Here is a 21,009-nt window from a genome sequence, read left to right on the forward strand (position 1 = left end):
TTGGTGTACGGTTTAAACGATTTTCAATTCTTTTACAAGAGCGTCCTGCAGCAGGCTGCTGAAATTGATATTAGCATCCAGAGCACGCTTATTGAGCCACGCAGGGATAGTCAGCGTCTTTTTAACAGACCTCGTGTTCTTTGCCAAGTCTATTTTGGACTGAATCAAGGAAGTATAGGTATTAGGTTCGGTCAATTTGATGTTTTGGGGAGCAGAAGCCTGAGGCAGCTTTTCGCCGCCCTCCAGCAGTCCCAGCAAAAAGCATTCCATCGCTTCCGCCGCGTTGGCCAGCAGCTCCTCCTGCGTATCGCCTTGCGTAAAGCAGCCCGGAAGGTCGGGGAATTCTGCCAACAGGCCATCATCATCAACATGAATAATTGCGGGATATATAACGAGCATGATGTAGCGCCTCCTTTATGTTCGATAATATACGGAAAGATACAATAGTATATATTTATAGTTTCCTTGTATTTATTAATCCCTTATAAGTTAAGTAATGCTGCCAATCGGGACAACTAAAAATAACTTGCTTTAAGAAAGAAAATCGCGATTCGTCTGCATTTATAATCCAATATAAAGTATCTACAGCAATGTTAGAAGACAAATCCAACGGCCAGCCATGATGTCCCGTGCCAATACATGGAATGGCTATTGTTTCACAACGATAGTATTCTGCTGCTTGTAGAATAGAGGCATAGCACTGACTAAATTTTTCTATGTTTATATCATTCTTTATATAATACTTGGGAGTGAGAACATGAAAAATATATTTTGCCGGCAAATTAAATCCTGGTGTTGCAATACATTCACCTTCAACAAGACCATCAGCGCATTCTAAATACTTATCCAATTCTGCTTCTCCGGCACTTTCATATATTGATTTACAAATGCCAGAGCCTTTAATTAAATGTTGATTAGCTGAATTGACAACAGCATCGCATTTTATCTCAGTAATATTGTTTTTGATAACCAAGTATTCCAATACAACCAACTCCTTATAAAAATATAAAAGAAAAGTTTGAAAAGACTATCGAATTTATCTGTTTACAAACTCATTTTAGCACGTATATACGTACATCACAAGTAATATCGCAGCAATTATGCTATAATATACATATAACAAATGAGTGGAGGCGTATACAATGCTGGGTGCAATTATCGGTGATATTGTCGGTTCACGTTTTGAATGGGATAATTACAAAGCGAAGGATTTTGAGTTTTTGACTAATGACTGCTTTTTTACAGATGACAGCGTAATGTCTTTGGCGTTATGCGAGGCGCTTTTGGAGAGCAAGCCTGATTTCAGTGATTTGCGCGAGCAGGCTGTAGCAAAAATGCGTGACTTTGGTGACGCATATCCTGATGCTGGTTATGGCAGAACGTTTTCCTGCTGGCTTTATTTCGGCGACCCGCAGCCTTATAACAGCTATGGCAACGGTTAGGCAATGCGCGTGAGCGGTGTTGTCTATGCTGCGAATACTATGGAGCAGGTCAAACAGCTTTCGCTGATGGTGACAGATGTGACGCACAACCATCCGGAGGGCATTAAGGGAGCGGAAGCAACTGCCGTGGCAGCCTTTATGGCTAAGCAGGGCGCAGATATGCAAGCCATAAGGGATTATATTGATGCTAACTATTATCCTATGGACTTTACGCTCGATGGCATTCGCGATTCCTACATGTTCAACGAAACCTGCCAGAATACCGTACCGCAGGCATTGATGGCCTTCTTTGAGTCGACAAGCTATGAAGATGCAATCCGTAATGCTATTTCTATCGGCGGCGACAGCGACACACTGGCAGCAATCACCGGGGCGGTAGCAGAATGCTACTACGGCATTCCGCAAAAACTACGGGAGCAGGGCATGAGCTATCTGGACGAAAGACTGCTTGGTGTATTGCGAGCTTTTGAAGAAAAGTATCCGCCGAAGATTGCGGAACTGTAAGAACATGCTGCTGATGAAAATATTATGGACCTATCCAAGCAATGGATTGCAGAAAATATGGCAGCATCTAAGGTCCTGGCAGAATGAGTATTTTCTGATAAAAGTAATGATGATGTGTCAGAGCATCATCATTAAGACAACAAAACTGTACAAACGCAAGCTGGGCAAGGCGTTGCGCGTGTACATTTTTTGTCATGGTGTCAAAAAATGTTGATTTTCCTAAAATATTCGTGTAAAAATATGCGAAAAAATGCGCTTTTTTTACACTAAACTACACGAATAGTAAAATTCATGCGTTCACAATCATAGTCAATCGCTCAAAATTAGGTTGAATTTCTCCTAGAAGCTGGCTATAATATAGTTAAAGAAATATACGAGGAGGTAAGAAAATGAATATCAATACTAAAAATATGGTTTCTATTACAGAAGCTAATCAAAACTTCTCCAGAATTGCCCGTATGGTTGATGAAAATGGTTCTGTATTAGTTCTGAAAAATAATGCTCCACGTTATTTGATTATAGAATATAGCATTGCAGAACAAGAAGAAGATGCCGATGATGAAGATATTATGAAGCTTTCCAAACGATTAATTGCTAAAAATATGGAAGCATATAAGGCTCTGGCAGAATGATTGTTTTGACAAAAACTCAAATACTAAAATTACATTCTCAGCTTATTGCAATCACCGGGGGAACTGACGGAGTAAGAGATCACGGGTTGCTTGAATCAGCACTACAGGCTCCTTTTCAGGGATTTTCCGGAGTTGATATCTTTCCCACAATACAGCAAAAGGCGGCTCGCTTAGCTTATGGCTTGATAAAAAACCATGCCTTCATCGACGGAAATAAGCGCATTGGAGCACATGTTATGTTAATGTTTCTGATGCTTAACAAAATTGAATTAGTATATAGTCAGCAGGAGTTAATAGATGTAATTTTAGCAGTAGCTTCCGGTAAGAGCAATCTTGATGATTTGGTGCAATGGGTTTTAGAACATCAACTCTGATCAAAACTGTGCAGAGCCTGTACAATCCTTATCACGAGATGGATATCCGCCATTTTACGGAGAAGATGACGGAGCTTTATAAAGAAGCGAAAAAGGACACGAACCTGAAGCTGTTGCGCCAGAGGGCAAAGCTGACGCAAAGGGAGCTGGCAGAGGTTCCGCTGCGCACTGTGCAGCAGTATGAGCAGCGACAGAAGAATATTAACCGCGCGCAGGCAAAAACGCTTGCCAGAATAGCCAAACAGCTTTATTGTAATATCGAGGATTTACTGGAGAAGGTCTAAACAGCTAAAAACCGTACACAACAAATAAAACCGTACAGCCCCAAAGCCTTATGCAGCAAGGGGTTGTACGGTTTTGTACGGTTTTTAGAGAGCGCTCAGCCCTTATAGAAAAAATAGCTGATGAGTGCTACCTGCAGGAAGAAGATGAGCGGTACGCCGAAGATGAATTTCAGATGCTGTGTCTTGTGGCGGAAAAGCTGCATGGCAATAAATGCGCCTGCGCTGCCGCCGAGCGCTGCTAAAAGCAACAGCACTATTTCCGGCACACGCCAGCTATGCAGCTTGGCGAAGGCTTTATCCGCACCGTAGACGACAAAGGCGGTGCAGTTGATGAAGATCAGGTAATAATATAAAACGCTGTGCATGGTTCATACCCTCACTTTCTCCTGTTCAGCTGCTTTACTCCAGCAGCTTGGCGATATCCGGCAGGGGAGCGACGCTGCGCTTTAAAATGCCGTGCATATAGGCAATGGCAATGCCATAGTTGGTCATGGTGATGTTCTGCGCTGCAGCACGCTCGCTGCGGCTTTGCATTTCGCGTTCGTTGAGCATGCAGCCGCCGCAATGCACTACAAGCTTATACTGTGACAAGTCAGCGGGGAATTCCGTGCCGCTGCTGAAGCAGAATTCAGGCTCCGCTTTGGTGAAGCTGCGAATCCAGCCGGGAAGCTTTACTGTGCCGATATCCTGACATTGGCGGTGGTGCGTGCAGCCCTCGCTGATGAGTATCTTATCGCCATCCTGCACTGTATCGAGCACACGCACTGCCTCTACGGCAGAACTGAGTGTGCCCTTGTAGCGCGCCATGAGGATGGAGAAGGAGGTGAGCGGAACGGTGGGCGGTACGATTTTGCTGACTGCGCCGAAGGCCTGACTGTCGGTTACTACGAGCTTGGGCGGGAAGGCAAGGCGTGCCAGTGCTTCCGCCAGCTCGCTTTCCTGCACGGTTACGGCAATGCCCTTGTTGTCGAGCACGTTACGCAGTACCTGCTGCTGCGGCAGGATGAGTCTGCCCTTGGGTGCGGCGCTGTCAATCGGCGTTACAAGCACTACGATGTCGCAGGGCTTGATCAAATCGCCAAGCAGCTGGCGTTCTACCTCACGCGGGCGCAGGGCGGCGATAGCCTCCTTCAGCTCGTTGATGTTGCGGTTGGCAAGGGCGCTGACAAGGAAGCATTGTTTGGTGAGCTTCATGGCCTCCACAGTGAGCAGTGCCTGGCGCATTTCGTCCAAAAGCTCTACCTTGTTCAGTACGAGGATGGATGGCAGCTTTTTTGCCTGCAGCTGCTGCCACAGTGCTTTATCCGCCTCGCTGAGGCCTACGCTGGCATCTACAACGAGCAGAGCGATGTCGCACTTGTTGAGCACCTGCTGAGCCTTGGCTATGCGCTGCGCACCCAGCTCACCTTCATCGTCAAGGCCGGGGGTGTCGATAATCATTACGGGGCCGAGGGGCAAAAGCTCCATAGCCTTATATACAGGGTCGGTAGTGGTGCCCTTTTGTTCGCTGACAATGGCAAGCTCCTGACTGGTAATGGCGTTGATAAGGCTGGACTTGCCGGCGTTACGCTTACCGAAAATACCGATGTGGATACGCTCGGCAGCGGGAGTTGTATTCAATGACATAGTGGGTTCTCCTTTTTATGTAGATGAAATTCTGATAATCACATGGTATATCAAAGCTAAGATTTATGAATATGGGAATGGAATGTCGTGCAGGGAATAAAAATTACAGCAAATAAGTGTCTGGAAGCGCAGAAGAGGCGCATTGTCTGAGCGCTATACAGACTTATATTGCAGAATCTCTTGGCTTCGCGCGAGTTTTGCGCCGCTTCGTCTTGGTTCCACACGAAATGAGTGACCGTAATCTTTTCTGACCGGAGGGACATTATATTTCCAGTAGTAAGTATTTCCTTCATTCTTATGAATAGGGAAACGGAAAGTCGCGTAAGTAATAAAAATTACAGCGAATGAGTGTCTGGAACCACATGCGGGCGCATCCAAGAAGCAAGTCCGTAGGACGATGCTGATTGGTTTATGCGCGCCATGCGATAGTGTCCCAAGAAGCAAGCTCACAGAGCGTAGCTGATTTGCTTGACACGAACCGCTAAGGGGCGCAATGTCTGAGCGCTATGCAAACTCATATTGCAGAATCTCTTGGCTTCGCGCGAGTTTTGCGCCGCTTCGTCTTGGTTCCACACGAAATGAGTGGCCGTAATTTTTCCTGACTGAAGGGACATTTTGTTTCCCGTAGTAAGTATTCTTGCTGATAGCCATATTTCCTTCATTAGGATAGCAAAAAAGGCTGCAGCACTTTCGCACTGCAACCTCATTGTTGCAAATTATTTTACAAGCTCCATTTTGGGGTTAGGATTGTATTTGCGGCCGGCCTTAGCGCAGTCCTTGCCGTCAACCTTAACGATATCCGCAGTATAGTTGATATTGCCGTCGAAGAAGGAAGAACCTACTGCATAGGTATCAACAGGCACGCCCATTTCCTCAAACGCTGCTACGCGCTCAGCGTCAAAGCCGCCGGAAGCGATAATCTTAACGTGGTTGAAGCCTTCGGCATCCAGCGCACGGCGAACATTGCAAACCAGCTCCTTGCAAACACCGGTCGGCTTAAAGGTACCGATCTGAGTCCACAGGCTCTTGTCAACCATGCTGCCAGAGGTATCAAGACGTACACCTGCGAGCTTTTTGCCCAGCTTGCGGGCAACAGCCAAAGAAGTGTTTACGCAGTCGTTGTCAAAGTCAACCAGAGCGATACGTGCAATAGACGGGTCAACATATTTATCGAAGGCTTCGGTAGCAGCAACAGTGTCACCCTTGTAGGAAGCAATCAATGCATGGGGGATAGTGCCCAGGCCCTTGCCGCCTGCTGCCAGTGCGTTGGCATCGGTAGAAAAGCCGTGGATGCCGCCAACCAAAGCTGCATAGCCGTCGGATTCCTGAGTCTGGTAAATATCATAGCGTGCAGGGAAGAAAAGCACCGGCTTGCCGTTGGCAGCCTTCACTACGCGGCGAACATTGGTAGCAATGCGGCTCTGGCGTGCCAAAATACCCAGATAGATGGTTTCCAGATGCGCAAAGTCGGCATAATCGCCTTCGATAGTCATAACGGTTTCCCATTCGTCAACCTCTTCGCCGTCACGCAGGGAATGAATTTCGATAGTTTCCGGATGGAAAGCGCATTGACGGATCAGAGCAATGACCTCGTCGGTACCGCAAACAACAACATGGTCACGGGCGAACACCTGCATCAGCACGCGCGGATGATAATTATCACCGTTTAAGATTTCTTCGGAACGCATAAAATATGCGTCAGTATAGTAACCTTCTTTAATTTTTTCTACAGGAAAGCTAAAGCTTTCAACAGGTCTTCTTGTAGTCATTTGACGAGCCTCCCAAAAATTTCTCACGAATTTTACTCTTTGCGAGAACATTAACTATTGATTGTAGTTAAAAATATGATACAATATAAAGGCTATGATAGCAAGTCTTTTTCGCAAAAAAATTCCGATTAGCTATATTTCCGATACAATATAGATGGTGATACATATGCACGAAACACGAAAAAAATATACTGTGCTCCTGCTTTCGGCACCCATAGGCTCCGGACACAGACTGGCAGCCGAAGCGTTGGAGCAGGCCTTCGCCGACCGTCCGGAGGTTGAGGTCATCCACGGCAACATCTTCGACTTCTTCCCGCAGTTTCTGGGCAAGGCCTTTTTAGGCACCTACCTGTGGATTTTAAAATGCTGCCCGTGGCTTTACAAGCTGGCCTACAGCTGGGGAAATAAGCAGGGCGGCTCCTTATGGTTGCGTGAGCTTTTAAACCGCCTGCTGGCACGCTTAGGCGGCAGCTACCTGCGCAGCGTACAGCCTGACGCGGTAATCGCTACGCATGCTACACCCGCAGGCATTATCGGCTATTACAAAAAGCAGCATCCCAAACTCTGGCTCGGCGCTGTAGTGACCGACTTTACGATTCACCGCTGGTGGGTTTGCGACGGCGTGGATACCTACTTTATCGCCGACGAGCTGCTGCGTGACAAGCTCACTACTACTTCCGACATTCAGGCTACGGGCATTCCCGTGCGCCAGCAGTTTATGATTAAGCACGACAAGCAGAAATGCCGCGAGTTCTTCGGCTGGGACGAAAACGAACGCGTTTGCCTTTTGATGGGCGGGGGCGAGGGCCTGCTGCCGATGGCAGAAATTATTGCGGCACTGCAGCGCGCCTCTCTGAAAAACCTGCGCGTTGTTGCTGTCACAGGCCACAACGAGACGTTGGCGGCACAGCTGCAAGCCAAATACGGCGCAACGGCCGAAATCTACGGCTTCCGTGAGGACGTACCGCAGCTCATGGCCGGAGCGGATATGATTATTACCAAGGCTGGCGGTCTGACCTCTGCCGAGGTGCTGGCGAGCGGACTGGACCTGTTGATTTACAAACCGCTTCCGGGGCAGGAGGAGGGCAACGCCGCCTTCCTGCAGCAGTATTGCGGCGCTCTGGTGGCACGCTCTACCGACGAGCTGGTGCAGCACATCAAAAACAGTACGGTAAGCCCGCGTGAGGCAGCAGCCTGCAGCGAACATGCGCATCCGCTGGCAGCACAGCAGATTGTTGACTACGTTATGCAAAGACTGCAAAAATAATTTTCGGACTCCTTCGTATGAGGGAGTCCTTTTGCTGTATATAGGCCGATTTTTGTGCATTTTCGTGAATAAAATTCTCCGTATTTTGCTGACAATTTCTTCCATTATATAATTAATTTACTTGACCAATACGAATTTCATCATTATAATGTAAGAAAATCGCATATTATGAAGGCTGTGGCATGAAGTTCCGCTCTGACTGCATAATAATGTATGTATTACAGGAGGAGTGTGACCTTATGGATACCTTATATCTTGCCGCTGTCTGCGCTGTTGTCCCCGGTCTGGGACGCAGCAGAATACCTGATCTGATTAACGCTTTGGGCAGTGCCCGCGCTGTTTTTGAAGCGAGCGCCGCCACGCTCACGGCAACAGGGCTTTGTACGCCGCGAGCAGTGCAAAACTTTATCAGCAACCGTGATGCACGTCTGCCGCAAAGGTTGGATTACTTCTGCCGTCATAACGGCGTGCAGATACTGGCCTATACCGACACTGCCTATCCGCAGAGCCTGCAAAACCTGAACGACAAGCCTTTGGTGCTCTACGTCAAGGGCGAGCTGCCGCAGGCAAATTATGCTTTGGCCATCGTCGGCTCACGTCGCTGCACGGAATACGGTGTGCGTGCTGCTGCCTGCTTTGCGCAGGCTATGACGCGTGAGGGCATACCAATCATCAGCGGCGGTGCCAAGGGCATTGATACGGCGGCGCACGAGGCCTGCCTGCAGGCCGGAGGTGTGACGGTGGCAGTTCTGGGCTGCGGTCTGGATATTGTCTATCCGTCCGAAAATGCCAAGCTGTTTGCCCGCATTGCCGAGCATGGCGCACTGGTGACGGAATATCCGCCGGGAGTTCCGCCTGCAGCGGCCAACTTTCCTGCGCGCAACCGCATCATCGTCGGTCTGTCGCAAGCCGTGCTGGTTGCAGAGGCAGGCAAGCGCAGCGGCGCTGTAATTACGGCGAATATCGCTGCAGATGAGGGACGCGAGGTATATTGCGTACCGGGGAATATTTTCGACGGCAGCAGCATTGGCTGTCACGAGCTTATCCGCACCGGTGCCAAGCTGGTGGATATGCCACAGGATATTTTAGACGATAAAAGAAGCTGGCAGCAGGCGATGAACCGCCGCATAACCCAGCCGAGTATATTTGACTGCGCGCCGCAGGAGCCAAAGCCTGCGCCCGCACCTGTCACAACAGAATTAGGAGCGAAGCTGCTTGCTCTTTTGCAGGCAGGAGCGCTTTCTTTAGAAAAGCTGACGGAGCAGAGCGGAGCCGCTTTTGCTGCCGTGAGCATGGAGCTGCTTGACCTGCAGGCCGCCGGACTGGTGGCTACAGACCAGGCGCAGCGTTACTACCGAAAGTAGGAGGAACATAAATGGCAAAGACTCTGGTTATCGTGGAATCACCTACGAAATCCAAGACTATCGAAAAATTTTTAGGCAAAAACTATACTGTAAAGGCTTCTATGGGCCATCTGCGCGACCTGCCGAAAAGCACCCTAGGTGTAACCTTTCTGCCGGACGAGGAGCATGCAAACGAATTTGAGCCGAAATATATCAACATCCGCGGCAAGGGCGATTTGATCAAATCCCTGAAGGCTGAAGCCAAAAAAGCCGACAAAGTTTTACTGGCAACTGACCCTGACCGCGAGGGTGAAGCAATCAGCTGGCATCTGGCATTTATCTTGGGCATCGACCCGACATCTGCCTGCCGCATTGAATTTCATGAGATTACCGCTGCTGCTGTCAAGGACGCTATCAAGCATCCGCGCTGCATTGACATGGATATGGTTGATGCACAGCAGGCACGCCGCATTTTAGACCGCATCGTAGGCTATCAGCTGAGCCCGTTGCTGTGGCGCAAAATCCGCAAGGGCCTGAGCGCCGGCCGCGTACAGTCCGTTGCTACCAAAATTGTTGCCGACCGCGACCGTGAAATCGAAGATTTCGTGCCGGTAGAATACTGGACACTCAGCGCCAAGCTGCGTGAAGGCAGCAAGGGCCAGCTCTTTGAAGCGGAAGCAGTAAAATACAAAGGCAAAAAGCTGGAGCTGCACAACGAGCAGGAGGCAAGAGCAGCGGAGGAAGCACTCTCCAAGGCTGATTACATCGTGAGCGACGCAGTAAAGAAGGAACGCAAGCGTCACCCCGTACCGCCGTTCACTACCTCCAGCATGCAGCAGGAGGCCAACAAAAAGCTCAACTTCAGCGCCAAAAAGACCATGATGCTTGCACAGCAGCTTTATGAAGGCGTATCTCTGGGCAAAACCTCCGTCGGCCTTATTACCTACATGAGAACCGACTCCGTACGTCTGGCGGACGTAGCCGTTGACGAAATCCGCGACTACATCAAGCAAAACTTCGGCAGCGAATTCTGCCCGGCCAAGGCCAACCATTACAGCACCAAGAAGAACGCTCAGGACGCGCATGAGGCGATTCGTCCGACCAGCGTCATGCGTACGCCGTCCGAGATGCAGGAGCACCTCACTAACGACCAGCTCAAGCTGTATACGCTCATCTGGAACCGCGTTGTTGCCAGCCAGATGACAGACGCTGTATATGACGTTACCACATTGGCAATTGATGCTGCTGACTACCAGTTGCGCGCAACAGGCTCCGTACTGAAATTCCCGGGCTTCTTGCAGCTGCACAGCAAATATGACGATAAAGAAAAGGACTCCAAGGTTCCTTATGTTGAACCAGGCAGCAAGCTGCTGCTTTACAAGCTCATGCCGGCAGAACAGCACTTCACCGAGCCGCCTGCGCACTTCACCGAAGCAACGCTCATCAAGGAGCTGGAGGAGAAGGGCATCGGCCGCCCCAGCACCTTTGCACCTACCATCGTTACACTGCTTACCCGCGGTTACGTTGTCAAAGAGGCCAAAAAGCTGCTCGTTACCGAGCTTGGCATTATGACTGTAGATATGCTCACCGAATATTTCAAGGAACTCATCAACATCGGCTTCACCGCCCAGATGGAGGAAAAGCTGGATGAGGTTGCCGAGAAGAAGCACACTAAGGACGAGGTTCTCAGCGAATTCTACGGTCCCTTCAAAAAGGAACTGGACCACGCAGGCGTTGCTATTCCTATCGTGGAAATCCCGCTGGAGGTATCCGACGTTCCCTGCGACAAGTGCAACGACGGCACGATGATGGTTATCCGCGAGGGACGTTTCGGCAAGTTCCTGGCTTGCCCCAACTTCCCCAAATGCCGCAATACCAAGCCCATTCTGCACCCTATTGGTGTAAAATGTCCTAAGTGCGGCGCCGATATCCTCGAACGCAAGAGCAAGACCGGCAAGGTATTCTATGGCTGCGAAAAATATCCTGAGTGCGATTACACCACCTGGGATAAGCCGCTCAACGAAACCTGCCCGGACTGCGGCGCCATGATGGTAGAGCACGTGGAGCGCAACGGCAGCAAGCGCAAATTCTGCAGCAACCAGGAATGCTCCAAGGCAAGACCGGTATATGCTTCCAAAACAGCTGCAGCAAAGACTACAGAAGCTAAAACAACCGCAACTAAAACCACCGCAGCCAAGAAAACTACGGCGGCAAAAAAGACTACCGCTAAGAAAACGACTGCTACCAAAACTGCTGCGAAGAAAACCACTGCAGCAAAAAAGACTACCGCTACTAAAACAACTACCGCCAAAAAAACCGCTACTGCAAAGAAAACAACCGCAACTAAAAAAACTACTACAACTAAGAAAGGCAGCAAGGAATAAATGACTATCTCTCCTGTACATGTAATCGGTGCGGGGCTGGCAGGCTGCGAAGCCGTTACCCAGCTCACACGCCACGGTATCCCTGTAATCCTGCACGAAATGCGTCCCGTAAAAAGTGACGAAGCACATAAAACCGCATATTTTGCCGAGCTTGTCTGCAGCAACTCCCTGCGCGCGGGCAATATTGAAAACGCTGTCGGCCTGCTGAAGGAAGAAATGCGTCGTTTAGGCTCCCTCATCATGCAAAAGGCTGACGAGCATCAGGTGCCTGCCGGCGGCGCTCTGGCTGTTGACCGCGACGGCTTTGCCGCTGCCGTAACCGAAGCAGTGAAGGCCAATCCGCTCGTTACCGTCATCCACGAAGAGGTGACCGACCTGGAAAGCCTCGAAGGCACTGTCATCGTAGCCAGCGGCCCGCTGACCAGCGACGCGCTTTTCGCCGATATCAAAAAGCTGCTGCAGGCTGATTATCTGCACTTCTTTGATGCCGCAGCACCGATTGTTACCGCCGATTCCCTGGACTATGACAAGGTTTACCGTGCGTCCCGCTACGACAAGGGCGGCGCCGACTACCTCAACTGCCCCTTCTACACGAAGGAGGAATACGTTGCCTTCTGGGAAGCTCTCTGCAATGCGGAAAGCGCTCCCGTAAAGGATTTTGAGCATGATGTATTTGAAGCCTGCATGCCTATCGAGGAAATGGCTGCAAGAGGCGAGGACACCATGCGCTTCGGTCCGCTGAAGCCTGTAGGCCTCATTGACCCGCGTAATGGCAAGGAAGCATATGCAGTAGTACAACTGCGTCAGGATAACGCCGCTGCCTCCCTTTATAATCTGGTAGGCTTCCAGACACATCTCAAATGGCCGGAGCAAAGACGTGTTTTCGGCATGATTCCCGGTCTGGAGAACGCAGAGTTCGTCCGTTTCGGCGTTATGCACAAAAACACCTACCTGAATTCGCCGCAGCTGCTGGATAAGCACTTCAACCTGCGCAGCAACAAGCGCTTCTACTTTGCCGGACAGATGACAGGCGTAGAAGGCTACGTCGAGTCGGCAGCCTCCGGACTGATGGCCGGTTTAGCTGCTGCAAGAGCGGTATTGGAGCTGCCTGAGGTAGAATTCCCCGACGTAACCGCACACGGAGCGCTGGCCAACTACATCAGCAATCCGGCGATTGAAAACTTCCAGCCGATGAACATCAACTTCGGCCTCATTCCGCCGCTCACTGTACGCATCCGCAAGAAGAGAGAAAAGAACGCTCAGATTGCAGCACGCGCTTTGGAAGCACTGGACGGCTTTCTGCCCACGCTTAAAACTGAACAGGCGTAATTTTTAGCCTGTTATCTCTAAAATAAATAAAAAAGCCAAAAATATTTTTAGAGAAAGACAATATGTGTCCTCCCGCTATGGTAAAATTTGCTTATAGCTGGTGGCAAAACGTTTGCTTAAGAGAATGATTGTGCTATAATAAGCTTAAAGAGATTTTCTTACATCAGCCGCTTTGCAAATTTCATGGCAGGGAGGAACTAATAATGACAGATTTACGCATCGCAAAGGATCGTTTGCTCTATATGTATTCGCGCCTGGTAGACGGCAAAATGCTCTACAAGAAGGAGGAAGCCCAACGCTTCGGCTGCTCCTTACGCTCTATTCAGCGCGACATAGAAGACCTGCGGTCCTTTTTACATGAGCAGAATGAAGCATCAGGCCTGGTGCAGGATTTGGTCTACAACCAGAAGCTCGGCGCTTACCAGCTTGTACCGCCCTCACGCAATCTGCTGTCCAACGAGGAGGTTTTCGCCACGCTCAAAATACTGCTGGAAAGCAGGGCCTTCACCAAAAATGAGCTTTACCCGATTATCGATAAGCTGATTGACTGCTGTATCCCTAAAACGGAGCAGCAGCGTGTGAGCGAGCTTATAGGCAACGAAAAGCTGCTTTATGTAGAACCGCAGCACAAGGACAAGTTCCTGAAGAAAATGTGGGAGCTTAGCGGCGCTGTGCATGAGCATCTGGAAATAATCATCAACTACCGCCGTACCGACGGTGTGCTGGTGCAGCGCAGACTGCAACCCGTAGGCATCATGTTCTCCGAATTCTACTTTTATCTGGCAGGCTTCATTGTGCCCAAGGAAAAGGAGGAGCTCAAATTCGAGATAGAAAACGATCCCTTCCCGACTATCTACCGCATCGACAGAATCAACAGCTTTAGCGTCACCGAAACGCATTTTGCCGTTCCGTATTCCAAACGCTTTGAGGAGGGCGAGTTCCGCAAGCGCATCCAGTTTATGTACGGCGGCCATCTGCAGCGCCTGCGCTTCCTGTTTAAGGGTGGCAGCTACGAGTACATCCTTGACCGCCTGCCTACTGCAAAGGTAGTAGCGGAGAGCGAAAACGGCACACTTATCGAAGCGGAGGTTTTCGGCAAGGGTATTGATATCTGGCTTAAAAGCCAGGGCGAGCTGATTGAGGTTATTTCCAGACAGGAGATACCGGTAAATTAAGTGCAAAATTCATTTTCGCAAAAAATATCTAAAAATTTCTCAAAAAATTTTTTAGGATAGCCAATCTCTGGCTATCCTATTTTTTATAATAAGATTATGCTAAGGCATAACGCAAAAGCAATACTGATTGCCGGCACGTTTTTCAGGAATGCGCCTGTATTTACTTTGGCAAGCAGTATCAAGGCTGTCTTCGCACCTTTTTTTACATGAAGAAATGCCGGAAATACTGTAAGCTATAATCAGTAAAAAGTAGAGGAGTGGATGATATATGTATTGCGAAAAGTATGTAGAAATGGGCAGAAAAATACGTTATTACAGAATCATGCAGGAGCTGGGGCAGGGGATGCTCGCAGAGCAGATAGGCATTACTCCGCAGTATTTGAGCAAAATAGAGCACGGCAGCGCGCGCCCGAGTATGGACCTGGTATTCCGCATCGCCGATAAGCTGCAGGTGAAGGTGTCGCACCTGCTGGAGGCCTGCTGATACTTTAAGCCGGGCATAGATTTTTCCTCCTTTTTGTGGTACAATACCCATGTAATTGCTTCTGCTCGAGGCAATTAACAGCGTGACTGCCCCAGGGCAGCATACATGTAAGGAGGCAATTTAATATGAACGAGCAAAACAGCGTTTTAAACATCATTGGCAAGGTAAGCGGATTGTTATCCAAGTACATCGCCGTCGTGATTTTAATCACCTCTGCGATTGCCTTTACCCATCCGCAGGAATTCATGTGGATTCCGCAGTACACAGCTCTCTTCCTGGGCACGGCAATGTTCGGAATGGGTCTGACCATCAAGCGCGAGGACTTCCAAATCGTCTTTTCCCGACCTAAGGAGGTTATTTCCGGCTGTATCCTGCAATACACCATCATGCCCCTGGCAGCCTATTTTCTGGCTGTAGTGATGAATCTTGATACTGATATCGCTCTGGGCGTTATCCTCGTAGGCTGCTGCCCCGGCGGTACTGCCAGTAACGTTATTGCCTACATCGCTAAGGGTGACGTTCCCTTATCCGTTGGCATGACCATCACTTCGACTCTGATTGCACCGCTAGTAACACCTGTGCTGGTGTACATGCTGGCAGGTTCCTGGGTTGAGGTAAGCTTTATGGCTATGGTACTTTCCGTAGTGAAGATTGTGCTGCTGCCTGTGCTTGCAGGTATCATCTTAAACAGCCTTTTCCACGAAACCATCGTCAAGCTGGGCGGTATTCTGCCGCTGGTTTCCGTTGTAGCGATTGTAACCATTATCGATGGTATCGTTGCTGTAAACGCTGCTAAGCTGATGAGCTGCGGTCTGATCGTAATGCTGGCAGTTGTCCTGCACAACGGCATCGGTATGGCACTGGGCCTGGGCATGGCGCGTCTGATGAAGGTATCCTACGCTAAGGAAACTTCTATTGCTATCGAGGTTGCTATGCAAAACAGCGGTCTGGCGCTTGCACTGGCAACCGCAAACTTCGCTGCTAACCCGCTGGCTACGCTTCCGGGCGCTATCTTCAGCGTATGGCATAACGTTTCCGGTTCTATTTTCGCCAGCTGCCGCATCAAAGAGGTGGAAGAAAAGCAAAAGCTGGAGCTGAAGGAGCACGCAATAGCAAAATAAGTATAAACACTAAAGGCACTACTGTGAGCGCAGTAGTGCCTTAATTATTTGTATAGCGTAGTGCAGGGGAGCCTACATATTATTTTTTGCTTTTATTATCCAAACCGAAGAGCATTTCCATAGGCTGCTCCGGCGCTTCCTTAACCGTTGCGCCTGTGCTGAAGCCCGGCATTTCCGCCTTGGTCAGCTCAATTTTGCCGTATTGGCGCTCGTAATCATCAATAACCCATTTTAAAATCTGTTCGATTTCCTTATTGACCGAACGACCATTTATCTTTGCCAAATGCTTCATCTTATTCATAATAATAGGATGAATGCGCAGTGTAAAGCGTGCTTCTTCCATGAATACTCCCTCCAGATTCTGACTATTCTACTAATTATTATAGGCAAGAACATCGCTTTTGGCAAGGAGATAATCTTTTTTAGCAACAGCTAACTGTTTTTACAAGAATTTCAGACAATAGATATGCAAATATGTTATAATAAATACCATAGTGTAAATTTTTTAGGAGGCAACAATGACTTTAGCAATAAATGCCGTATACCACGGCTTTAAGGTTTTACAAGCACAATTTGTAGATGAAATCAGCTCTCAGGCTTATATCATGGAGCATATCAAAAGCGGCGCACGCCTTTTGTACCTTGCTAACGATGACGATAACAAGGTTTTTTCTATTTCCTTCAGAACTCCGCCTGCAGATGATACAGGTGTGGCACATATTCTGGAGCATTCCTCTCTTTGCGGCTCACGCAAATATCCCTTAAAGGAGCCCTTCGTGGATCTCGTCAAGGGCTCTCTGAACACCTTTTTGAACGCTATGACCTTCTCGGATAAGACCATGTATCCCGTTGCCAGTCGCAACGATAAGGATTTCCATAACCTGATGGACGTATATCTGGACGCTGTATTCTATCCGTCCTTCTACCAAAACAAATACACCCTGCGTCAGGAGGGCTGGCACTATAATCTGGACAGCCTCGACGGCGAGCTGAGCTACAACGGCGTTGTTTATAACGAGATGAAGGGCGTATATTCTTCGCCGGACGCTTATCTGGAAAACGAAGCGCTGAAGGCTTTGTTCCCCGATAACTGTTACCGCTTTGAATCCGGCGGCTATCCGGACGCTATTCCGCAGCTGACTCAGGAAAAATTCGAGCAGTTCCACAAAACCTATTACAGCCCGGAAAACAGCTATATCTATTTATACGGCGATATGAATATCGACGCTACCTTGGAATATCTCGACAGCGAATATCTGAGCAGCTTCGAGAAAACCGGTACTGTTGATTCCGCCATCGCAGAACAGCAGTCCTTGCCGCGTACTGCGGATATCGAAGCTTTTTATCCGGTTGGGGCAGAGGAGGACTGCACTGCCAAAACATATCACGAGCTTTCTATCGTAACAGGCAAGGCAACCGACCTGCAGACCAGCATGGCTCTGAGCCTGCTGAAAAGCACCCTGCTGGACAGCGAATCCTCCGCACTGCGCCGTGCACTGATGGATGCAGGCGTAGGCCAGATTATCAACGGCGGCTATACCTCCAGCATGTATCAGCCGGTATTCTCTATACGTGCCAGCGGCAGTGAGAAGGAGCTGCGTGATAAATTTATCAGCGTTATCTATAAAACACTGCAGGACATCACCATCAACGGCATTGACAAAAAGCTGTTAGAGGCCAACATCAACTCCATGGAATTCAAGCTGCGTGAAGCAGATTTCGGCGGCTATCCCAAGGGACTGATTCTGGGCATCGGCGTTATGGATAACTGGCTGTATGACGGCAATCCGATTGAGGGCCTCTGTTACAACAAATATCTGGCAGCTCTGCGCGAGGGTCTGAAAACCAACTATTACGAAAGCATTATTGAAAACTATCTGCTGGACAACACCCATAAGGTGCTGGTAACCCTGCTGCCGCAGCCCGGCAAGGAGGAAGCAGACCAGGAAGCCGCTGCTGCCAAGATGAGCGCTATCAAGGCACAGATGAGCCAGGAGGAGCTGCAGCAGCATATCGACGAATGCGCCGAGCTGCACCGTCTGCAGGCTACTCCCGACAGTGAGGAAGCACGCGCAACCATCCCTGTACTGAAGCGCAGCGACATCAGGCAGGAGGTAGAGAAGATTGAAACGCAGGAGGAAGAGCTGGGCGCAAGCCATTTGCTGTATCTTCCGCGCAACACTAATAAAATTGCTTATACCAGCTTCTATTTTGATATTACCGATATGAAAGCCGAAAAGCTGCCTCTGTGCTATCTGCTCACAGATATCATGGGCAAGTTCAACACCGAGCGCTACAGCTATCAGGAGCTGGCAACCAACGCCATAATGTATACCGGTGGCATTGCGTTCGCTGTACGCGCCTTCACCGAAGCAGAATCTACGGATGATTATAAAATTTACTTCTCCACCAAAGGCAAATGCCTCACCGATAACCTGCCGAAAATGCTGGATATCCTGCAGGCCATTGCTTTGGAAAGCAAGATGAACGATCTGGAGCGCTTCCGCGAGCTGGTATCCGAGCTGAAAACCGATTGGGATGACAATTTCTTCAACCGCGGTCAGACCGTTGCTATCACCAGACTGTTCTCCTATTGCTCTGCCGGCGCACGCGTCAACGAGCAGGATGAATTCAGCTATTACCAGTTCCTCAAAAAGCTGACCGATAACTTCGACGAGCTGGCACCGCAGGTACTGGAGCAGTTGCGCCTGTTAATCAAACGCTTCTTCCAGAAGAACCGTTTCCTGCTCAGCTATAGCTGTGACATGAAGGAGCAGGCAACAGTAAGACAACAGTGCCTTGATTTCATCAGCAAGCTGTCTGAGGCAGAAGCAGGGGAGAAGGCTGAAATTCTGCCCGTAGGCACCGTTAACGAGGCTATTGCTACCGCAGGTAAGGTACAATACGTTGCTGCAGGCGGCAACTTTGCTAAGCACGGTCACAAATACGTGGGCGCGATGGCTGTACTGGAAACCATTCTGAGCTATGAATATCTCTGGACCAAAATCCGTATTCAGGGCGGCGCTTACGGTGTTACCGCACGCTTTGAGCTTAACGGCGTAGGCGTGTTTGCATCCTACCGCGACCCGCAGCTGCCGAAAACTCTGGAGGCTTACCAAGGTCTGGCAGAATGGCTGAGAAACGAAGAATTCCCCGAACGCGAGCTGAACAAGTATGTTATCGGTACCATCAGCACGATGGATAAGCCCCTGACCAACAGCATGCGTCTTGACAAGGCAACCGCGCAATATCTGAAGCACGTTCCCGTTGAGCTGCGCCAGCGCATCCGCAGCGAAATCCTTAATGTAAGCAATGCAGACCTGCAGGCACTGGCTAAGGTAGTAGAGGACATGCTCAGCGACGGCCTGATCTGCGTAGTCGGCGGCAAGCAGCCTATTGAAGCCAATAAATCTTTGTTCAACAATATCATCAACGCGTAAATCTGTACGCTGTTAAGCTTACACCAAAGCTAAGAAAAACCCGTGACCTCCAAAGGAAGTCACGGGTTTTGTCGTACATAAAAGTGCTATAAGGTTAATCTAACTCGCCGTTCTGCGCCTTTTTAACAAGCTTCTGATAAGCGTTATAAACGCCGCTGTTGAAGCAGGTAAGCACAACGCTCATGCCATAGTCGGCGTTGGCATTAATCCATTCGGTGCAGGTCAAAAGAGCGATACGGGCAGCCTCGTCCACAGGATAAGCATAAGCACCGGTAGAAATCGCCGGGAAAGCAATGCTGTGCAGATGATGCTTGCGCGCCAGGTCCAGGCTGTTCTTGTAGCAGTCGGCCAGCTCCAGTCTTTGTTCAACCTTACCATTATAAATTGGTCCTACAGTATGAATAATGTAGCTTGCAGGCAGGTTATAGCCATAGGTAATCTTTGCCGCACCGGTTGTGCAGCCGTCTAAGGTTTTGCATTCCTCCAAAAGCTGCGGTCCTGCAGTGCGGTGGATAGCACCATCAACGCCACCGCCACCTAAAAGCGTACTGTTGGCAGCATTAACAATCGCGTCGCAGTCCAACGTAGTTATATCACCGCGCCAAACAGAAATAGCGTTCTGCTGCTTGTTCTTCTTGGCATCGGCCAGCAGTTCCTTGATCATCCGGTTTTGAATATTGAAGGGAGCAGGGGAAGCAGGGTTAAAGATAATGCCGGCAATGCCGTCCATTTGCAGGATAGCTTCAAAGTAGTTGACTAAAGGACGGCTGATAACGTTGCAAGGCTCGCCCTGCTCGTAGGCCTCTTTGCTGCTGTAAGCAGTCATATATTCCAAGCCGCTGTCCGTAGTCTGCGTCTGCAGCAGCAGCTGGCCCTCCGGCGCATCGGCAGCAGTAGGAATGAGCACCTCTGCACCTTCCTGCAGCATTACGCTGACTGCATGCAGCAGCTTCACCAGATTAGCTTCGCTCTGGTCCGCAGCAAAGAATTGCTGGGCGTTCATGATAATATCAGTAGATGGATGTAACATATGCGTCATCTCCTTGTAAAAATCGTTTACATACATTCATAACTATAATATATAACAAAAAAACAGCTCTGTAAAGAGCTGTTTTTTGTATTTGACGCTAAAGTGACATCATTTTACATGCATTTTACAGTCAGGTTATTAGAGCATACGGAATACAGAAATAACCTTACCAAGCACCTTAATGTTGTCAGAACCTACAATAGGCTCATACTTATCGTTTTCTGGCTGCAGGCGCACACTGCGCAGCTCGCGGAAGTAACGCTTAACGGTAGTTTCCTCGCCGTCAATCAGGGCAACAACAATATCGCCGTTATTAGCAAAATTCTGCTTACGTGCAATAATGTAGTCATGATCCAGAATACCTGCGTTAATCATGCTGTCACCGCATACGGAAAGCATGAAAACATCATCGTCGCAGCCAATCAGGTCACGAGGAATAGGATAGGTCTCTTCGATGTTCTCGACAGCAAGAATAGGAACACCTGCAGTAACCTTACCAACCAGCGGTACCGGAACAAGGAGCTTGTTTCTCCAGGCATCGCTTTCGCTCATCAGCTCCAGAGCACGCGGCTTAGCAGCATCACGCTGAATGAAGCCATACTCCTGCAGCTTCTTCAGATGATTATGCACGCTGGCACTGGATGATAAACCTACTGCTGCACCGATTTCGCGTACAGCAGGCGGATAGCCCTTATGATTAATAAAAGTACGGACGAATTTCAAAATGTTACGTTGGCGTTCAGACAACATATCTTCGGTATAGTTGCCATCAAAGTCCGGCGGGAGTGCTTTTCTTCTTCCCATT

19 protein-coding genes and 2 pseudogenes are annotated in these 21,009 nt (G+C 49.2%); 12 read left to right on the forward strand and 9 right to left on the reverse strand.

What is annotated here, in order from left to right; translation table 11 throughout:
• Positions 1-12: 12 nt before the first annotated feature.
• Together Q7Q81_RS03260 and Q7Q81_RS03265 are read right to left on the reverse strand one after the other, a co-directional pair.
• Positions 13-399 carry a type II toxin-antitoxin system HicB family antitoxin gene (locus Q7Q81_RS03260; protein ID WP_304222972.1) on the reverse strand — a complete coding sequence of 129 codons (387 nt, stop codon included), beginning with the start codon at positions 397-399 and terminating at the stop codon, positions 13-15.
• 55 nt (positions 400-454) lie between these two features.
• A complete protein-coding gene (locus Q7Q81_RS03265) occupies positions 455-982 on the reverse strand; it encodes a macro domain-containing protein (RefSeq protein WP_304222969.1) in 528 nt (175 codons plus the stop codon).
• Positions 983-1,142: 160 nt separating this feature from the next.
• Here Q7Q81_RS03265 and Q7Q81_RS11055 point away from each other — a divergent pair.
• From Q7Q81_RS11055 to Q7Q81_RS03290, 4 genes and pseudogenes are all read left to right on the forward strand, one after another.
• Positions 1,143-1,946, forward strand: a pseudogene (locus tag Q7Q81_RS11055) (ADP-ribosylglycohydrolase family protein).
• A 389-nt stretch (positions 1,947-2,335) separates the two neighbouring features.
• Positions 2,336-2,578 (forward strand): type II toxin-antitoxin system Phd/YefM family antitoxin, encoded by a 243-nt coding sequence (locus Q7Q81_RS03280; RefSeq protein ID WP_304273698.1) that lies wholly within the window; start codon positions 2,336-2,338, stop codon positions 2,576-2,578.
• A complete protein-coding gene (locus tag Q7Q81_RS03285) occupies positions 2,575-2,952 on the forward strand; it encodes a type II toxin-antitoxin system death-on-curing family toxin (RefSeq protein WP_304273700.1) in 378 nt (125 codons plus the stop codon). Before Q7Q81_RS03280 ends, Q7Q81_RS03285 begins: the two co-directional genes overlap by 4 nt.
• Positions 2,928-3,236 (forward strand): helix-turn-helix domain-containing protein, encoded by a 309-nt coding sequence (locus tag Q7Q81_RS03290; RefSeq protein WP_304273703.1) that lies wholly within the window; start codon positions 2,928-2,930, stop codon positions 3,234-3,236. Before Q7Q81_RS03285 ends, Q7Q81_RS03290 begins: the two co-directional genes overlap by 25 nt.
• Positions 3,237-3,331: 95 nt before the next feature.
• Here the strand turns inward: Q7Q81_RS03290 and Q7Q81_RS03295 are convergent, their stop codons facing one another.
• The 3 genes from Q7Q81_RS03295 to Q7Q81_RS03305 form a co-directional block, all read right to left on the reverse strand.
• Positions 3,332-3,601: a DUF1294 domain-containing protein gene (locus Q7Q81_RS03295; RefSeq protein ID WP_304273705.1), complete on the reverse strand. Its 270-nt coding sequence runs from the start codon at positions 3,599-3,601 to the stop codon at positions 3,332-3,334.
• 34 nt (positions 3,602-3,635) lie between these two features.
• Positions 3,636-4,862, reverse strand: coding sequence for a [FeFe] hydrogenase H-cluster maturation GTPase HydF (gene hydF, locus Q7Q81_RS03300; RefSeq protein WP_304273707.1), 1,227 nt, complete (start codon positions 4,860-4,862; stop codon positions 3,636-3,638).
• Between the two features lie 716 nt (positions 4,863-5,578).
• A complete protein-coding gene (locus Q7Q81_RS03305) occupies positions 5,579-6,631 on the reverse strand; it encodes a nicotinate phosphoribosyltransferase (protein WP_249747009.1) in 1,053 nt (350 codons plus the stop codon).
• A gap of 166 nt (positions 6,632-6,797) precedes the next feature.
• On the opposite strand from Q7Q81_RS03305, the gene Q7Q81_RS03310 reads away from it, so the two are divergent.
• From Q7Q81_RS03310 to Q7Q81_RS03340, 7 genes are all read left to right on the forward strand, one after another.
• Complete coding sequence (locus tag Q7Q81_RS03310; protein ID WP_304273709.1) at positions 6,798-7,898, forward strand: MGDG synthase family glycosyltransferase; 1,101 nt, start codon at positions 6,798-6,800, stop codon at positions 7,896-7,898.
• Positions 7,899-8,137: 239 nt separating this feature from the next.
• The gene (gene dprA, locus Q7Q81_RS03315) at positions 8,138-9,262 is read left to right on the forward strand and encodes a DNA-processing protein DprA (RefSeq protein ID WP_304273712.1); all 1,125 of its coding nucleotides are present in this window, start codon (positions 8,138-8,140) and stop codon (positions 9,260-9,262) included.
• 11 nt (positions 9,263-9,273) lie between these two features.
• On the forward strand, positions 9,274-11,625 hold the full coding sequence (gene topA / locus Q7Q81_RS03320; RefSeq protein ID WP_304273714.1) for a type I DNA topoisomerase: 2,352 nt from the start codon (positions 9,274-9,276) through the stop codon (positions 11,623-11,625).
• Positions 11,626-12,954, forward strand: coding sequence for a methylenetetrahydrofolate--tRNA-(uracil(54)-C(5))-methyltransferase (FADH(2)-oxidizing) TrmFO (trmFO, locus tag Q7Q81_RS03325; RefSeq protein WP_304273716.1), 1,329 nt, complete (start codon positions 11,626-11,628; stop codon positions 12,952-12,954).
• Between the two features lie 203 nt (positions 12,955-13,157).
• The gene (locus Q7Q81_RS03330) at positions 13,158-14,129 is read left to right on the forward strand and encodes a helix-turn-helix transcriptional regulator (RefSeq protein WP_304273718.1); all 972 of its coding nucleotides are present in this window, start codon (positions 13,158-13,160) and stop codon (positions 14,127-14,129) included.
• Between the two features lie 268 nt (positions 14,130-14,397).
• Entirely contained in the window at positions 14,398-14,613 is a 216-nt protein-coding gene (locus Q7Q81_RS03335; RefSeq protein ID WP_210684417.1) for a helix-turn-helix domain-containing protein, read from the forward strand.
• A 125-nt stretch (positions 14,614-14,738) separates the two neighbouring features.
• Positions 14,739-15,734: a bile acid:sodium symporter family protein gene (locus Q7Q81_RS03340; RefSeq protein WP_299823369.1), complete on the forward strand. Its 996-nt coding sequence runs from the start codon at positions 14,739-14,741 to the stop codon at positions 15,732-15,734.
• 79 nt (positions 15,735-15,813) lie between these two features.
• Here the strand turns inward: Q7Q81_RS03340 and Q7Q81_RS03345 are convergent, their stop codons facing one another.
• Positions 15,814-16,077 (reverse strand): Arc family DNA-binding protein, encoded by a 264-nt coding sequence (locus Q7Q81_RS03345; protein WP_009144608.1) that lies wholly within the window; start codon positions 16,075-16,077, stop codon positions 15,814-15,816.
• Positions 16,078-16,252: 175 nt separating this feature from the next.
• Here Q7Q81_RS03345 and Q7Q81_RS03350 point away from each other — a divergent pair, with 175 nt between their 5' ends.
• Positions 16,253-19,174, forward strand: coding sequence for an insulinase family protein (locus Q7Q81_RS03350; RefSeq protein WP_304273720.1), 2,922 nt, complete (start codon positions 16,253-16,255; stop codon positions 19,172-19,174).
• A gap of 94 nt (positions 19,175-19,268) precedes the next feature.
• Here the strand turns inward: Q7Q81_RS03350 and Q7Q81_RS11060 are convergent, their stop codons facing one another.
• The 3 genes and pseudogenes from Q7Q81_RS11060 to lexA form a co-directional block, all read right to left on the reverse strand.
• Positions 19,269-19,838 carry an O-acetyl-ADP-ribose deacetylase gene (locus Q7Q81_RS11060; protein WP_368502105.1) on the reverse strand — a complete coding sequence of 190 codons (570 nt, stop codon included), beginning with the start codon at positions 19,836-19,838 and terminating at the stop codon, positions 19,269-19,271.
• A 3-nt stretch (positions 19,839-19,841) separates the two neighbouring features.
• Positions 19,842-20,240 (reverse strand): annotated as a pseudogene (locus Q7Q81_RS11065) (SseB family protein); the annotation flags it as partial.
• Positions 20,241-20,342: 102 nt separating this feature from the next.
• A complete protein-coding gene (gene lexA / locus Q7Q81_RS03360) occupies positions 20,343-21,008 on the reverse strand; it encodes a transcriptional repressor LexA (protein WP_050787083.1) in 666 nt (221 codons plus the stop codon).
• Position 21,009: the final 1 nt, after the last annotated feature.

Source organism: Phascolarctobacterium succinatutens, assembly GCF_958453765.1.
GTDB lineage: Bacteria > Bacillota > Negativicutes > Acidaminococcales > Acidaminococcaceae > Phascolarctobacterium_A > Phascolarctobacterium_A succinatutens_B.

Coding starts and splice junctions, on each gene's coding strand:
- Q7Q81_RS03260 (WP_304222972.1), bottom strand. CDS start 399: ATGCTCGTTATATATCCCGCAATTATTCATGTTGATGATGATGGCCTG.
- Q7Q81_RS03280 (WP_304273698.1), top strand. CDS start 2,336: ATGAATATCAATACTAAAAATATGGTTTCTATTACAGAAGCTAATCAA.
- Q7Q81_RS03285 (WP_304273700.1), top strand. CDS start 2,575: ATGATTGTTTTGACAAAAACTCAAATACTAAAATTACATTCTCAGCTT.
- Q7Q81_RS03290 (WP_304273703.1), top strand. CDS start 2,928: ATGGGTTTTAGAACATCAACTCTGATCAAAACTGTGCAGAGCCTGTAC.
- Q7Q81_RS03295 (WP_304273705.1), bottom strand. CDS start 3,601: ATGCACAGCGTTTTATATTATTACCTGATCTTCATCAACTGCACCGCC.
- hydF (WP_304273707.1), bottom strand. CDS start 4,862: ATGTCATTGAATACAACTCCCGCTGCCGAGCGTATCCACATCGGTATT.
- Q7Q81_RS03305 (WP_249747009.1), bottom strand. CDS start 6,631: ATGACTACAAGAAGACCTGTTGAAAGCTTTAGCTTTCCTGTAGAAAAA.
- Q7Q81_RS03310 (WP_304273709.1), top strand. CDS start 6,798: ATGCACGAAACACGAAAAAAATATACTGTGCTCCTGCTTTCGGCACCC.
- dprA (WP_304273712.1), top strand. CDS start 8,138: ATGGATACCTTATATCTTGCCGCTGTCTGCGCTGTTGTCCCCGGTCTG.
- topA (WP_304273714.1), top strand. CDS start 9,274: ATGGCAAAGACTCTGGTTATCGTGGAATCACCTACGAAATCCAAGACT.
- trmFO (WP_304273716.1), top strand. CDS start 11,626: ATGACTATCTCTCCTGTACATGTAATCGGTGCGGGGCTGGCAGGCTGC.
- Q7Q81_RS03330 (WP_304273718.1), top strand. CDS start 13,158: ATGACAGATTTACGCATCGCAAAGGATCGTTTGCTCTATATGTATTCG.
- Q7Q81_RS03335 (WP_210684417.1), top strand. CDS start 14,398: ATGTATTGCGAAAAGTATGTAGAAATGGGCAGAAAAATACGTTATTAC.
- Q7Q81_RS03340 (WP_299823369.1), top strand. CDS start 14,739: ATGAACGAGCAAAACAGCGTTTTAAACATCATTGGCAAGGTAAGCGGA.
- Q7Q81_RS03345 (WP_009144608.1), bottom strand. CDS start 16,077: ATGGAAGAAGCACGCTTTACACTGCGCATTCATCCTATTATTATGAAT.
- Q7Q81_RS03350 (WP_304273720.1), top strand. CDS start 16,253: ATGACTTTAGCAATAAATGCCGTATACCACGGCTTTAAGGTTTTACAA.
- Q7Q81_RS11060 (WP_368502105.1), bottom strand. CDS start 19,838: ATGATCAAGGAACTGCTGGCCGATGCCAAGAAGAACAAGCAGCAGAAC.
- lexA (WP_050787083.1), bottom strand. CDS start 21,008: ATGGGAAGAAGAAAAGCACTCCCGCCGGACTTTGATGGCAACTATACC.